The organism is Erysipelothrix sp. strain 2 (EsS2-6-Brazil) (assembly GCF_016617625.1).
Classification (GTDB): domain Bacteria; phylum Bacillota_I; class Bacilli_A; order Erysipelotrichales; family Erysipelotrichaceae; genus Erysipelothrix; species Erysipelothrix piscisicarius.
This window is the reverse complement of the sequence record NZ_SBAR01000002.1, coordinates 45,137-60,517: the sequence shown is the minus strand read 5'-3', so window position 1 is coordinate 60,517 and position 15,381 is coordinate 45,137. Positions and strand designations below refer to the sequence as shown.

The following is a 15,381-nucleotide window of genomic DNA, read 5'->3' as shown; positions in this document are numbered from 1 at the left end:
AAATAACCGATTTCAACTATCTTTCAATGAAGGAGTGAAAAAATATGTTATGGTGAGTGCGTATTGAAACATATAATGATTTGATGCAATAGATTTTTTTTATTAAAAGGAAAAGAGGTAAAAAATGAAATATGCCAAATTAGTCATCAATCGAGTACTTATGATTTTAATCGTATTAGTGCTTTTGATTACAAGTTTTTCAAAGAACGGATTCTATACAGTTTCAGCAAATGAACAGGAAGAACTGTTTCCTTTTAGAGGGAATAAACTCCAAAATCCTTATTTGAGATATGGCCCAAGTGATACATCAATACCGAATTGGGTTATCAGTTCGACAAATAATATACTTTCTGGTGAAAAAAGAGGTACAATAAGTAAAACCTCAAAAAATGGATTTAGGGATATCGGTATGCCTAACTATCTCGTGGGGACTCAAAATAATTCGGATACATCCACGTTTAAATCTAAATCATATAGAACATCAGAATCATCATCAAATGCAGCCGCCGCATTTATGTTGTTTGGACAGACCATGAAACTACAAGCTAACCGTGAGTATTATTTTAGAGCGGAAATAAAAAGTTCTAATGGTAATAATGACGGGGTTTTAAATATATATCCTGGCGATCGAACTTCGGGTCCAAATGTACTTGCTTCGCAAAAATACAGTGTTGGTAATAAGATGATGATTGTGAGTCTTCCTTTTACACCAACAGGCGATGGAAATGTCACGGTTTCGTTACGTCATTTTGCAAACGCAAAGCAAGATACACATTTAGAAATACATCGTATGGGATTTTTCCTGAAGGATGATTATTTAATTCAAGAAGAAGCTCATGCATTGTTTAATGACAGTGAATTTAAAGAACTTGTCGGTAAAGATACTGCTGAGATACAAAAAAACATTGATGCAATTCGTTCTAAGATTACAGCGTCAGACAATCCATATGCCGAAGATGTCAAAGAATATGTAAATGGATTACTTAATAAAGCACAAACATTGTTAGATCAAGCTAAAAGTATCGAAGCGTCGATTAAGGATACTTACGAAAATTTTGATGAAAAGGTTTTAAAAGGAGACGTAACTCAAGATACAATTGACGAACTCAAAAAAAGAATTGAAGAAGTTTCAAGTCCCGGACTTAAAGAGAAACTAAACAATGATTTAAAGGAAGTTGAACGTGTTTATGATTTACAAGTGTTAAAACCAGTTCTAAAAGAAGAACTTGAAAAGAAAGCAAACGACGCAATCAAAGAAATTGAAGACTTAAAAAATGTACCAGAGTCTGAAAAGCAAGAAAAAATTGAAGCAATTCAAAAAGAATTAGAGAATGTTAAGAAGGTCATCGATGATGCGAAAACGCGTGAAGATGCTACGGATGCAAAGGATACTTCTTCAGGAAATATTGATAAAATTATTAGCGATGTAAGCCTTGTAGATCGTAAAAACGAATCAAAATCGGAACTTGATAAAAAAGCTGAAGATGCTAAGAAAGAAATTGATGCGTTACCAAACTTAACAGAAGATGAAAAGCAAAAAGCTAAAGATGCGATTGATCAAAAAACAAAAGATGGTAAAGATGCAATTGATCAAAGCACGACACCCAAAGATGTCGAAGATGCAAAAAACACGACCGATACATCGGTAAAAGAAACTGTTGATCAAAGTGTCTTACAGGATGCTAAAAATAAAGCGAAAAAAGATTTAGAAGCGAAAGCTGATGAAACGAAAAAATCGATTGATGCACTACCTGGAATTTCCCAAGAGGCTAAAGATAAAGCCAAAGGTGAAATTGAAAATGCGTTGAATAAAGGGCTTGAAGGGGTAGAATCCGGCGAATCTGTTGATGTTATTAATCAAGTAGTAACGGATACAAAAACTGAGATGAATGCAATAAAAGATGCAATCATTAAAGAAAACGATGATACCATTAATGCACTAATCAATGATAAAAAAGCCATCTTGAACGCTGAAGCAGAGAAAGCGAAAGAAACAATCGATAAACTTGAAAATGTATCACAAACTGAAAAAGATGACGCGAAGAAAGCAATAGATAGAGCGGTTACAGAAGCTTCAAATGAACTGGATAAAGCAACAACACCTTCAGATATTGATTCGATTTATAACCAAGGAAAAGGTATTATTGATAAAGTTGTTATAAAAACAGAACTTGCTGATGCTAAAATTGATGCAATTAATGTATTACAGAAGAAATCTGAAGCAGTCCGTGATGCGATTAATTCGATGGAATCATTAACAGATGATGATAAAAATGCCGCAAATAATGAAATAAATCAAACGTTAGAACAATCTATACAACGTATTAATCAAACTCAAGATGTTAATGTTTTACCTGAAAATCTACAAATAGGTATGGACGAGCTTGATGCGCTATTGGTCAAGTATGAACAAATAAATTCTGATAAATTTAATAATCAAAAGGAAAATTTAAAAACAGAACTTGATAAAAAAGCTGAAGATGCTAAGAAAGAAATTGATACGTTACCAAACTTAACAGAAGATGAAAAGCAAAAAGCTAAAGATGCGATTGATCAAAAAACAAAAGATGGTAAAGATGCAATTGATCAAGGCACGACACCCAAAGATGTCGAAGATGCAAAAAACACGACTGATACATCGGTAAAAGAAACTGTAGATCAAAGTAACTTGCTGGATGCAAAAAATAAAGCGAAAAAAGATTTAGAAGCGAAAGCTGATGAAACGAAAAACGCGATTGATGCACTACCTGGAGTTTCCCAAGAAGCAAAAGATAAAGCTAAGGGTGAAATTGATGACGCTCTAAATAAAGGAATTGAAAATATTGCATCGGGTAAGAGTGTAGAAGATGTTAATAATGCTGTTTCCGAAACAAAAACGGAGATGGATGCAATAAAAGATGCGATTACTAAGGAAAATAATGATAGTATCGATGCATCAATTAACGATAAAAAATCACATCTTGATGCTGAAGCGAAAAAAGCCAAAGAGGTAATCGATAAACTCGAAAACTTATCACAGACCGAAAAAGATGATGCCAAAAAATTGATTGATGAAACGGTCAGTGACACATCAAAAGAACTTGATAAAGCAACAACACCTTCAGATATCAATACAATTTACAATCAAGGTAAAACTGATATTGGAAATGTTGTTATAAAAGCAGAACTTGATGATGCGAAAACAAAAGCAATTAAAGATTTAAATGATAAAGCTGAAGAAGTTTGTAAACTCATTGCTGATAAACCGGCATTATCAGATCAACAACGTAGCGATGCAAATGATGAAATTAATAAGACACTTGCAGAAGCAATTAAACGTATTGAAGATACAACGGTTATTAACGAAGTTCCTGACAACTTAAAAACAGGAATTGATGAATTAGATGCAATTGAACAAAAATATGAAGCAAAAAATAATGAAAATTTAGATAAGAAAAAAGAAGATTCTAAATCTGATTTAGACAAGAAAGCTGAAGATGCTAAGAAAGAAATTGATAAGTTACCTAACTTAACAGATGATGAAAAGCAAAAAGCCAAAGATGATATTGATCAAAAAAATCAAGATGGAAAAGATGCGATTGATCAGTCAAACGATCCAAAAGAAATTGACAAAGTGATTGATACGACGGATAAAGGAATCAACGATATTGTTGAGGACAACAAACTTCTTGATACAAAAAACAAAGCAAAAAATGACCTCGATAAAAAAGATGAAGATGCTAAGAAAGAAATTGATAAGTTGCCAAACTTAACAGAAGATGAAAAGCAAAAAGCTAAAGATGATGTTGATCAAAAAACAAAAGAAGGTAAAGATGCAATTGATCAAGGTACAACACCAAAAGATGTTGAAGATGCAAAAAACACAACAGATACTGCGGTGAAAGACATTGTAGATCAAAGCACATTACAAGATGCAAAAAATAAAGCGAAAAAAGATTTAGAAGCGAAAGCTGATGAAACGAAAAACGCGATTGATGCACTTCCTGGTCTTTCTCAAGAAATTAAAGATAAAGCCAAAGGTGAGATCGATAACGCTCTAAATAATGGACTTGAAAATATTGAAACAGGTAAGTCTATCGAAGATGTTAATAAAGTTGTTTCCGAAACAAAAACAGAGATGGACGCAATTAAAGATGCACTCATTAAAGAAAATTTCGAGTCACTTGAAAAACTTAAAGATGATAAAAAAGCAAATTTAAATGCTGAAGCTGAGAAAGCTAAAGAAACAATCGATAAACTTGAAAACTTATCACAAGCTGACAAAGACAAAGCGAAGAAAGTTATTGACCAAACGGTCAATGATGCTTCAAAAGAACTTGATAAAGCAACAACACCTTCAGATATCAACACAATTTACAATCAAGGTAAAACAGATATAGGAAATGTTGTGGTAAAAGCAGAACTTGATGATGCCAAAATTAAAGCCGTTGCCGATTTAAAAGCTAAAGCGGATGAAGTTCGAAAACAAATTGCAGATAAACCGTCACTTTCAAATCAACAACGCAAAGAAGCAAATGATGAAATTAATAAAACACTTACGGATGCAATTAAGCGTATTGAAGACACAACTGTGATTACTGATGTTCCTGAAAATTTAAAAACAGGAATTGATGAATTAGATGCAATTGAACAAAAATATGAAGCAAAAAATAATGAAAATTTAGATAAGAAAAAAGAAGATTCTAAATCTGATTTAGACAAAAAAGCTGAAGATGCTAAGAAAGAAATTGATAAGTTACCTAACTTAACAGATGATGAAAAGCAAAAAGCCAAAGATGATATTGATCAAAAAAATCAAGATGGAAAAGATGCGATTGATCAGTCAAACGATCCAAAAGAAATTGACAAAGTGATTGATACGACGGATAAAGGAATCAACGACATTGTTGACGACAACAAACTTCTTGATACAAAAAATAAAGCGAAAGATGATCTCGATAAAAAAGCTGAGGATGCTAAAAAAGAAATCGATAAGTTACCAAACTTAACGGATGATGAAAAGCAAAAAGCTAAAGATGAGATTGATCAAAAAACAAAAGATGGTAAAGATGCAATTGATCAGGGTTCGACACCAAAAGATGTTGAAAATGCAAAAAATACAACGGATACTGCGGTGAAAGATATTGTAGATCAAAGCACATTACAAGATGCAAAGAATAAAGCGAAAAAAGATTTAGAAACAAAAGCTGATGAAACGAAAAAAGCGATTGATGCACTTCCGGGACTTTCCCAAGAAGCAAAAGATAAAGCTAAGGCAATGATTGACTCAATTCTCAAAAAAGGCTACCAAAGTATAGATTCCAGTGATTATCTTTATGAAATCGAACGATATGTTCAAAATTCAATAAAAGATATGCATAAAGTGCTTGAATCACTAAATAAAAAAGAGAGTGATCTCGGACCTTTAGGTGTAAATGATTCCCATACACCTGCTATAGGAGCTCTAATAGCTATATTTGGTTTGGCTTTCACTTTATTTGATCGAAAAAAGTATTTTTTTAAAAAATAACTATGTAAAAACTTATTACGTTTATTAATAATTATAGTTTTTCATTGAACATAAAAAAGAACCTCATAAACCCAAAGAACTAGGTTAGCGCGCCAGTTCCAGAATTTGGATTGAGGTTCTTTTTTATACATATTAATTTTAAGGAAGGTAGGCTAATATATATTTAACGATATATTAAATCCTTTATTAATTTGGTTGAGATGACATTCCTATTATTAGAAAACCACGAATTAGTATTGGTAAAAGTTATTTGTGTTTGTTACGGAATGAACTTGGAGACATACATTCCACATTTTTAAAAAATTGCGAGAAATAGGACGGAGATCGAAAACCAACAATATCTGATATTTGTGTAATGGATAAGTCGGTATTTACAAGCAGCTTTTTAGCCTCAATCATACGTTTTCGTAAGAGATAATCAATTGGAGAGAGTCCGGTTTGTTCTTTGAAGATATGTGATAGATAAAATTTGTTCAGAAACGTCAGTGATGCAAGATGATCAAGCGTAATGTTTTCACGATAATGAAGATTGAGGTAATGTTCTAAAAAGATACAATCTTTGTTTTCGCCTCCAGTTGATGTTTCAACATCCAAAAGTGATGTAGTTCGACGCATTGTATTTAAAACTAATACACGAAGAAGGTTTTCCACAATAAGTTCAGACATTTCATCGTGTGTTTTGCCAGCCTCCAAAATAGCCTTAATATAAAAAAGAATTTCGTGTTTGTAATCTTCGTAATTATGGATTGAAACGCCAGGGTGTGCATTTTGTTCAGTGTAGAATTCGACACCATCAATCCCTAAAACGATATATTCTAATCCACCTTCAGCGTCACTGCATTCCGTGTGCAAAACATTTGGATTAATGATGATTAGGTCATCAGCTTGTATGGGGAGTTTAAGGTTGTCTGCAAAGCGAAAGTATCCGCTTCCCCGTACAACATACATCAACTCTGCAAACGGATGAGAGTGAAGCGTTGAATGCCAATCTGAATCAAAGCGCGAACTATCGATATAGAGTAATTTTAGTCGGTTAAGACGTTTTGTGAGATCATGTTTCGTTTCCATAAGAACCCCCTACAGTAATTAAAGTATATTATTTATTTAGAAATTAAACAAGATATTATAAGATAGTAACAATATCACGATTGCTTTAATTCCTTATGTATTGTCATAATAATGACATAGGAGGTATGTTATGAAAATACTGAATCAATTTCAACTGGATGGGGACATTGTAAGTTGTGAGCTCTATGGAAATGGGCATATAAATGACACTTATCGGGTTGAGATACTAAACGATGTGTATATTTTGCAAAGAATTAATACACATGTATTCAAGAAACCAGAGTTGTTGATGGAGAATATAGGTCGGGTGACACGATTTATTCAAGATAAAATAAATAAACAAGGAGGGGATTCCTCAAGAGAATCGCTTACGTTAATACCTACATTAGACCAAAGTGATTATGCAGTGGATGAAGGTGGTAACTACTGGCGTGTGTATCGTTTTATACAAAATACTATTTCGTATGATCTTGTTTTAGAAGTGAAAGATTTTTATGAAAGTGGTCGTGCATTTGGAAATTTTCAATATATGTTATCAGACTTTCCTGTGTCATCATTGCACAGTACAATCGAAAATTTTCATCATACACCTAGACGATTCGAGCAGTTTAAAAAAGCAGTAAGTAACGATGTGATGAATCGTAGCCGTACGTGTGAAGCCGAGATTCAGTTTATCTTAGAACGAGAATCGTTTATGAATACACTATGGGATTTATATGATAAGGGTTCATTGAAACTAAAAGTTACCCATAATGACACAAAGCTGAATAATGTTTTATTAGATGCGGATAGTGGTGAGGGAGTTTGTGTCATTGATTTGGATACCGTTATGCCAGGATTTGCCTTAGATGACTTTGGGGATTCGATTCGATTTGGGGCCTCCACAGCACTTGAAGATGAACGTGATTTAAGCAAGGTTCACTTTGATCTCGATCTATACCGTGCTTATGTAGAGGGTTTTGTTGAAGGAGCTAACGGAAGTCTAACGAATTTAGAAATAGAACTGTTTCCGGTAGGAGCGAAAATGATGACCTTAGAATGTGGTATGCGTTTTTTAACAGATTATCTTGAAGGGGACGTTTACTTCAAAACGACGGATTCAATGCATAACTTAGCTCGAACACGAACACAGCTTAAATTGGTAAGTGATATGGAAGATTCATGGACGGATATGCAAGCCATCGCGAGTGCATATTGCTTATAATATAAATCAAACTATGAAAAATCATAAAAAATTTATAAACAGCAAGATATCATAAGTTAAGAACAATATCATGAAAGATTAAACGCTTACATTAATCTATAATAAGAGTATCAGGGAGGAACTTTAAATGAAAAAAATGTTAGTAATTTGCCTTACTGCATTGCTTATCCTAACCGGATGTGGAGAAAAAAAAGATGCTACATCCAATGAGGATAAAGTTTTAAAAGTAGCGGGATTAAACAGCGGATACGGTACTGAAGGCTTTAAGAAAGTTGTGGAAGCTTTTGAAGAAGCAAAAGGTGACGGTACTAAAGTAGAATTAGTACTTGAAAAAAACATCGCAGAAGTACTACGTCCACAAATTCAATCAGGGGATGTTCCCGATGTGATTTACCTTGCGATTGGTTCAGAAGGTAAACTTACAGATACAATGATTTCGGAAAAGAAAATTATGGATATTTCCGATATTATGGATATGAATGTGTTTGGAGAATCCGTAAAACTAAAGGACAAAATTAATGTCGGTGTTCAAAACACGATGCGTACAAGTCCATATGGAGATGGAAAGACCTATCTAGCACCTGTATTTTATGCTCCAACAGGACTCTTCTATAACCAAACGTTATTTACAGAAAAAGGATGGACCGTTCCAGAAACATGGGAAGAAATGTTTGCTTTAGGGGATCTTGCGAAAGCGGAAGACATCGCATTATTTACCTATCCAACAACAGGATATTTTGATGCATTTTTCTCATCAGTCTTAAATAATATGGTAGGTCCTGAAAAATTTGAAAAACTTATGAATTATGATCTTGAAACATGGAAAGATCCACAAGTTAAAGAGACCTTTGATTTAGTTGGAAAACTTCTAACATATACACATCCGGATACTGTTGCTCAAGCGAACGGCGAAGGATTTACGAAGAACCAACAACTAATCTTAGATAGTAAAGCACTCTTTATTCCAAACGGTACCTGGTTAGCAGGAGAAATGGAAAAAGCACCTCGTGCTGAAGGATTTAAGTGGGGCTTAACAACAGCGCCCGTTCGTACAAAGGGTGATGCTACTTATGCAACCACCTTTGCGGAAGAAATGTATATTCCAGAAGGTGCGAAGAATGTGGACTTAGCAAAAGAATTCTTAACCTTTGTTTATTCTGATAAAGCCGTTGAACTCTTTGCGAATAATGGAAATGCAATTCAACCGGTTAAAGGTTCATCGGACTTGATTACTGATCAACAAACAAAAGATTTCTATGCCATTTATGGTCGTGGTGTTATTGCTTCATCCGTTGGATTTGCAGCGAAAGATCCAGTAGAAGGTGTTGATTTAACATCTGGTGATGGAATCTTATACGGAACCGTTAATGACATTGTATCGGGCCAAAAAACAGCAGATCAATGGTATCAAGAAGTTCTTGATGCAGTTTCAAAATATCAATAATTAACAATAAAGTATTTGATGTTTAAGGAGCGATGACATACGTGTTATCGCTCTTCTATTAAGAAGCCTTGAAATGGAGTGGGAATATGAATAAGAAAAAGGCAAAAAGACGGTTTGTAATTGGATGCTTAACCCCAGCACTCGTACTAATTGGAATCTTTATGGTTTATCCGACGATAAATATCTTTATGATGTCGCTTTTTAAATGGGGTGGATTATCCAGTACTAAAACCTTTGTAGGATTAAATAACTTTAAGATATTATTCCAAGATCTAAAATTTATTCAAGCAGTTCAAAATTCCATCTTACTCATTGTCATTGTGACAATTGTGACGTTTGGATTTGCAGTTGTGTTTGCGAACATTCTTGTGCGTGAAAATGTAAAAGGAAAAGGATTCTTTAGAGTTATCTTCTATATTCCTAACATTCTATCCGTAGCAATTATTTCCGCAATCTTCGCACAAATCTATGCTGTCGATCAAGGTGGTTTGTTGAATAGTGTTATTCGAATATTTAAACCGGAAACATGGAAAAACATTCAATTTCTAGGTGATCCAAATATTGTCTTGTATGCGGTAGCAGGGGCAATGATATGGCAAGCGATTGGTTATTACATGGTAATGTATATGGCAAGTATTAGCAGTATTCCAGAGCATTTGTATGAGTCTACGAAAATTGAAGGGGCATCCCGAACCCGTCAATTCTTCCAAATCACACTACCATTAATATGGTCGAATCTACGGACTACACTAACGTTCTTTATTATTAGTACTATTAACATGAGTTTCTTATTTGTAAAGGTACTTACAAGTGGTGGACCTGGTGGATCCAGTGAAGTATTCTTGAGTTATTTATACAAACAAGCATACGATAATGCTTCGTATGGATATGGAATGGCGATTGGGGTCATGATTTTCTTATTTTCCTTTGCACTATCTGCAATTGTAAATAAGATTACAGAGCGTGATCCAATCCAAATGTAGGAGGATCTATGAAAAAACATAAGAGCATGAGTGCTGAAAAAGCATATAAGTTATTTATTTATGTTGTCCTAATCGCATTAACCATTTCCATAATCGTACCAATCGGTTGGGTATTTCTGGCATCACTTAAAGAACCATCAGAGTTTTTTATGAATCCATGGAAATTCCCGCAGAATCCGAACTTCAATAACTTTGTGGTTGCATTTAAAGAAGCTAAGATGGGTGACTACTTCCTTAATTCTGTTTATGTAACGGTTTTAGGAATCGTTCTTCTTTTGATTACGGCACTACCAGCGGCCTATGTCTTAGCGCGATTTGATTTTAAATTTAAGAAACAAATTAATGGTTTGTTTATGGCCGGCCTATTTATTAACGTAAACTATATTGTGATACCCATATTCTTAATGCTTTTAAAGTGGAATGAAAGCAGTAAATCACTTTTAAATATGAGTTTATTTATAAACAATCGATTCATGTTAGCAGTAGTTTATGCAGCCACTGCACTTCCATTTACGGTTTATCTGTTATCCGGATATTTTAAAACACTACCGAAGGCATTTGAAGAAGCAGCATCAATTGATGGATGTACGTACTTTCAAACGATGACAAAAATTATGATTCCAATGGCAAAACCAAGTATTGTAACGGTGATTCTCTTTAATTTTTTATCATTTTGGAATGAGTATATTATTGCATTAACCTTAATGCCAGGTGCTCAAAAAACATTACCTGTTGGATTAATAAACTTACAACAGGCAGCAAGAGGGGCTGCAAACCCTGGACCGCTTTATGCGGGGTTGGTAATTGTAATGTTACCAACACTTATCTTATATATATTTGTACAAAGCAAGCTCACTCAAGGGATGACCTTGGGTGGTGTTAAAGACTAGGAGATTAATATGAAAAAGAATAAAGGCCGTGTAACACTCCCAAGTGAAAACAACTTCCTTGAAGAAACCAAGGATTTAATGGAGCGTTGGGGTGCAGATGCCTTGCGTGATAGTGATGGAACCAAATTGGATAAAGATTTAAAAAATCTTGATGCGAAAATCTATACAACGTATTTTGTAGCCCGAGGTCAAAATGAATTTGCGCTACAACATATAACGGAGGCGCAACAGATTTTCTTGATGAGTGATTACCATCTTGCTATCAAAACAGAACTTGAAATTCCATTTATGACAGGATATCTGCGTGAACAACTTACTCCAGACTATGATCATGATCCTAAAGTTTGGTGGCAAGTTATTGATCGAACACGTAATGAAGTGGTTGATGTTTCGAAATGGGAGGTTGATTCAAAACGTGATGTTGTCGTGATAAAGGATACTGAGCCGTTCCATGAGTATACCGTTAATTTTCTTTCTTATATGATTTGGGATCCAACTCAAATGTACAACTACATCACAAACGACTGGAAAGATCGTGAGAAAGAGATTCCTTTCGATGTTCGACAACCACACTCTCAAAAATTTATGTTGGACACACTGAAAGACTTTCTAGAAACCAATCCCAAAACCGATGTGATTCGTTTTACGACGTTTTACTATCACTTTACTTTGTGCTTTAATGATCAACGAAAAGAAAAATTCGTGGACTGGTTTGGATATGGATCGAGTGTTTCTCCCCGTGCTTTAGAGGCGTTTGAAAAAGCGAAAGGCTATCGTCTCACCGCTGAAGACTTTATCCAAAATGGATATTATAATTCGACATTCTGCATGCCAACTCAAACATATAAAGATTATATTGATTTCCAACAACAATTTGTCGCTCAGCAAGCTAAAGCAATGGTTGATTTGGTGCATTCATACGGTAAAGAAGCCATGATGTTTTTAGGTGATAACTGGATTGGGGTTGAACCGTATGGAGCGTATTTCCATACAATAGGACTGGATGCAGTAGTGGGGAGTGTTGGCGGTGGGATGACGCTTCGACTTATTTCCGATATTCCTCATGTAAAATATACGGAAGGACGTTTTTTACCGTATTTCTTCCCTGATACATTCTTTGAGGGCAATGATGATGCAATTTTAAAAGAAGCAAATGACAATTGGATATCTGCACGTCGGGCATTAATGAGAAGTCCGCTTAATCGTATTGGTTACGGAGGATATCCAAGCCTTGCTTATAAATTTCCTAAGTTTGTCGATTATATTGCTAAAACTGCTGATGAATTTAGAGGAATCATTGATAAAATAGAAGATGTAAAACCGATGACTAAAGCAACAATTGGAATTATGAGTGCTTGGGGATCTCTTCGTAGTTGGCAAAACTTTATGGTTGCGCATGCATTACACTATAAACAAATTTACTCTTATATTGGAATTTTAGAGTCGCTCAGTGGTATGGATGTGGATGTTCGTTTTTTAAGTTTTGATGAGATTAAATCGGGTATACCAAGTGAAATTGATGTACTCATTAATGCAGGGGATGCGAAAACATCATTTTCAGGCGATGTTGTCTGGAGTAATCCAGCATTTGTAGCGATGATTCGAAAGTGGGTTTACGAAGGACATGGTTTTATCGGTGTTGGGGAACCGAGTGCTTTTGAAAAAGGAGGACATTTCTTCCAACTTCATGACGTTCTAGGTGTAGACAAGGAACTCGGGTTTACCTTGTCCACCGATAAGTATTTTAAAGAGGTGCTTTCAGATCATTTTATTACTCATGATCTTGAGAATGACTTTAATTATGGGGAAGCTATAAATAATGTGTATGCTCGAACTGCGGATACTGAAATAATTAAGATGGATAATGAGAATGTAACCATCGCAGCTAAATCATTTGGCAGAGGTCGTGGTGTGTATCTTTCAGGACTTCCATACAGTTTTGAAAACACACGTATTCTATATCGATCAATTTTTTATGCGATGAATAAAGAAAATCAAATGAAACGTTACTTCGCTTCCAATATACACTGTGAAGTGAATGTTTATCCACGATCAGTAGCATTATTGAATAATACGCATGAAACGCAAAAAACGATATTCTATGATGGTTTAGGTAAAGGGCAAGAGATAACCCTTGAGCCATCGGAAATTAAGTGGGGTGAACGCAATGAAGAAACTGTTGAATGGTCTTATTAATGTAGGTGTGTTTATCTTGGGGATTTGGATGGTAATTCATTTCCAAAAAACCATTTCAATGCAATCATTATTCATGATGATTATTGGTTTGGGAATGTTACTGTATTTGCTCTATCGATATAATAAACGTTTTCTTTAGAGTATTAAAATAACACCTGATGAGACAGGTGTTATTTTGGTCTAGAATAGGACTTTAGAAGGATAAAATATGGAATCTATAAATGAAATAGTTAAAGCATTTTGTTTGAGTGGACATGTAAAAGAAATTGTTCCATTTGGAAATGGACATATTAATGATACTTATCGCGTAGTTTGCACCCAGGGAAGCTATGTTTTACAGAGAATTAATCATGAAATATTTTTAGACCCGAATGGACTTATCGACAATATTGAAAAAGTAACAAAACACATTCGTCAAAAAGTAATAAAACGTGGTGGTGATCCAAGTCGTGAGGTTTTAAATCTCATACCAACAATTCATGATAATTATGTTTTTAAGAGTGAAATGGGTGATTTTTGGCGTGCTTATAATTTGATAGAAAATTCGAAATCATTAGAACGTGTTGAAAATAGTGAGGATTTTTATCGAAGTGGTGTTGCCTTTGGATCGTTCCAGAAAGATTTAGAAGATTTTCCGGTTGAATCGTTAAATCTGACGATTCAAGATTTCCACAATACACCCAAACGATACGAGGATTTCATTAAATCGATTGAAATAAACAAATCAGGTCGAAAACATTTAGTATCTGAAGAAATTAAATTCGTGCTTAAATATCGAGACTTTGCAGAAACTTTATGGAATTACTATAATCAAGGACTTTTACCACTGAAGGTAACACATAATGATACGAAACTTAATAATGTTCTTCTGGATAGAGATTCAAATGAGGTGTTGTGTGTTGTGGACTTAGATACGGTTATGCCAGGGTTTTCTTTGGATGATTTTGGGGATTCGATTCGATTTGGTGCAAGCACTGCATTGGAGGATGAGAAAGACCTGTCGAAAGTGCACTTAAGCATCCCTTATTATGAGGCATATGTGGACGGTTTCATTACTGGTGCTGATGGAAGTTTGTCTGATTTAGAAATACAACTCTTTCCAGAAGGTGCCAAAATGATGACACTTGAATGTGGCTTGCGTTTTCTTAAAGATTATATTGATGGAGATACTTACTTCAAAACAAATTATCCAGATCACAATCTAGTAAGGGCACGTACACAGTTTAAATTAGTGCGAGAGATGGAAAATTCATGGGACACGCTCAAAAAAATTAGTGAGGACCGTCTAAAAGTGTAATTATGAAACTTCTAACTGAAAACTATGAATTTTAGGTGATATCGGTTACAATGTTTACTATATAAAAAGAAGGTGACATAATGATACGATTGGCTACGCCCGATGATTTAGAGGCAATTCGTTTGATTGCTTCGATTACATGGAAAGAAGCGTATAAGGATTTAATCCCACTGGATATTATTAATCGTTTTATTGAAGATGCTTATTCGCCCACAGTCCTTGAGCGCCGAATTGAAACGACAAAGCTTGTGGTAGCAGTTCAAGATGATTATATTGTTGGATTTGGAAACTATGAGATTCGTGACAATGATTTATATATTGTTGCATTGTACGTACTCCCCACACATCAACGTGCAGGTGTAGGATCGGAATTACTTTCATATATTGAGAAGAATGTTCCAGATTCTATTAATCAAGCATATGTTGATGTAGAAAATGGTAATGTTAGCGCAGAGTCATTTTATAAGAAATATGGATTTGTCCAAAAAATATGTATTCCAGATACACTGTACGGTTACCCACTCAAAACTTTACGTATGGTTTATGAAGTAAAACGTTGATGATTCAACGTTTTTTTTATGAACTTTTGAATACAACCATGCTATGCCAATAACCAATGAAATAATCATCTTTGAAGCAAGGTGGTAGAAAAGGATATTTGTGTGTATCTTGATTAATGGCAAAAAAATGAATTGTGAAAAAAGTGAGGATGTTAATGACAAATACTGTAATTATAGAGTGAAAACACCACGAACAAATAAAACACCTTGTTATGACAAAGAAAGCGAAG

10 protein-coding genes are annotated in these 15,381 nt (G+C 34.5%); 9 read left to right on the top strand and 1 reads right to left on the bottom strand.

The window, feature by feature from the left end; all coding sequences use genetic code 11:
- The first annotated feature begins 124 nt into the window (after window positions 1-124).
- On the top strand, window positions 125-5,509 hold the full coding sequence (locus EPJ89_RS01875; protein WP_244660785.1) for a DUF1542 domain-containing protein: 5,385 nt from the start codon (window positions 125-127) through the stop codon (window positions 5,507-5,509).
- 246 nt (window positions 5,510-5,755) lie between these two features.
- On the opposite strand, the gene EPJ89_RS01870 is transcribed toward EPJ89_RS01875, so the two are convergent.
- A complete protein-coding gene (locus tag EPJ89_RS01870) occupies window positions 5,756-6,577 on the bottom strand; it encodes a helix-turn-helix transcriptional regulator (RefSeq protein ID WP_200548868.1) in 822 nt (273 codons plus the stop codon).
- Between the two features lie 130 nt (window positions 6,578-6,707).
- On the opposite strand from EPJ89_RS01870, the gene EPJ89_RS01865 reads away from it, so the two are divergent.
- From EPJ89_RS01865 to EPJ89_RS01830, 8 genes are all read left to right on the top strand, one after another.
- Window positions 6,708-7,781, top strand: coding sequence for a phosphotransferase enzyme family protein (locus EPJ89_RS01865; protein WP_200548867.1), 1,074 nt, complete (start codon window positions 6,708-6,710; stop codon window positions 7,779-7,781).
- A 127-nt stretch (window positions 7,782-7,908) separates the two neighbouring features.
- On the top strand, window positions 7,909-9,225 hold the full coding sequence (locus EPJ89_RS01860; RefSeq protein ID WP_200548866.1) for a carbohydrate ABC transporter substrate-binding protein: 1,317 nt from the start codon (window positions 7,909-7,911) through the stop codon (window positions 9,223-9,225).
- Between the two features lie 86 nt (window positions 9,226-9,311).
- Window positions 9,312-10,208 (top strand): carbohydrate ABC transporter permease, encoded by an 897-nt coding sequence (locus EPJ89_RS01855; protein ID WP_200548865.1) that lies wholly within the window; start codon window positions 9,312-9,314, stop codon window positions 10,206-10,208.
- Between the two features lie 8 nt (window positions 10,209-10,216).
- A complete protein-coding gene (locus tag EPJ89_RS01850) occupies window positions 10,217-11,098 on the top strand; it encodes a carbohydrate ABC transporter permease (RefSeq protein WP_003774757.1) in 882 nt (293 codons plus the stop codon).
- Between the two features lie 9 nt (window positions 11,099-11,107).
- Window positions 11,108-13,294: a 1,3-beta-galactosyl-N-acetylhexosamine phosphorylase gene (gene gnpA, locus EPJ89_RS01845; RefSeq protein WP_123171095.1), complete on the top strand. Its 2,187-nt coding sequence runs from the start codon at window positions 11,108-11,110 to the stop codon at window positions 13,292-13,294.
- Window positions 13,266-13,433, top strand: a complete 168-nt coding sequence (locus EPJ89_RS01840; RefSeq protein WP_164762396.1) for a DUF6903 family protein — start codon at window positions 13,266-13,268, stop codon at window positions 13,431-13,433. The genes gnpA and EPJ89_RS01840 overlap by 29 nt, the downstream gene beginning before the upstream one ends.
- A gap of 69 nt (window positions 13,434-13,502) precedes the next feature.
- Complete coding sequence (locus EPJ89_RS01835; RefSeq protein ID WP_123171096.1) at window positions 13,503-14,591, top strand: phosphotransferase enzyme family protein; 1,089 nt, start codon at window positions 13,503-13,505, stop codon at window positions 14,589-14,591.
- Window positions 14,592-14,671: 80 nt separating this feature from the next.
- A complete protein-coding gene (locus tag EPJ89_RS01830; RefSeq protein ID WP_123171097.1) occupies window positions 14,672-15,151 on the top strand; it encodes a GNAT family N-acetyltransferase in 480 nt (159 codons plus the stop codon).
- The last annotated feature ends 230 nt before the right edge of the window (window positions 15,152-15,381 follow it).

Bases quoted from the DNA above. Each gene is read 5' to 3' on its own strand.
- EPJ89_RS01860 (WP_200548866.1), top strand. From the start codon at position 7,909: ATGAAAAAAATGTTAGTAATTTGCCTTACTGCATTGCTTATCCTAACC.
- EPJ89_RS01870 (WP_200548868.1), bottom strand. From the start codon at position 6,577: ATGGAAACGAAACATGATCTCACAAAACGTCTTAACCGACTAAAATTA.
- gnpA (WP_123171095.1), top strand. From the start codon at position 11,108: ATGAAAAAGAATAAAGGCCGTGTAACACTCCCAAGTGAAAACAACTTC.
- EPJ89_RS01840 (WP_164762396.1), top strand. From the start codon at position 13,266: ATGAAGAAACTGTTGAATGGTCTTATTAATGTAGGTGTGTTTATCTTG.
- EPJ89_RS01865 (WP_200548867.1), top strand. From the start codon at position 6,708: ATGAAAATACTGAATCAATTTCAACTGGATGGGGACATTGTAAGTTGT.
- EPJ89_RS01875 (WP_244660785.1), top strand. From the start codon at position 125: ATGAAATATGCCAAATTAGTCATCAATCGAGTACTTATGATTTTAATC.
- EPJ89_RS01835 (WP_123171096.1), top strand. From the start codon at position 13,503: ATGGAATCTATAAATGAAATAGTTAAAGCATTTTGTTTGAGTGGACAT.
- EPJ89_RS01855 (WP_200548865.1), top strand. From the start codon at position 9,312: ATGAATAAGAAAAAGGCAAAAAGACGGTTTGTAATTGGATGCTTAACC.
- EPJ89_RS01850 (WP_003774757.1), top strand. From the start codon at position 10,217: ATGAAAAAACATAAGAGCATGAGTGCTGAAAAAGCATATAAGTTATTT.
- EPJ89_RS01830 (WP_123171097.1), top strand. From the start codon at position 14,672: ATGATACGATTGGCTACGCCCGATGATTTAGAGGCAATTCGTTTGATT.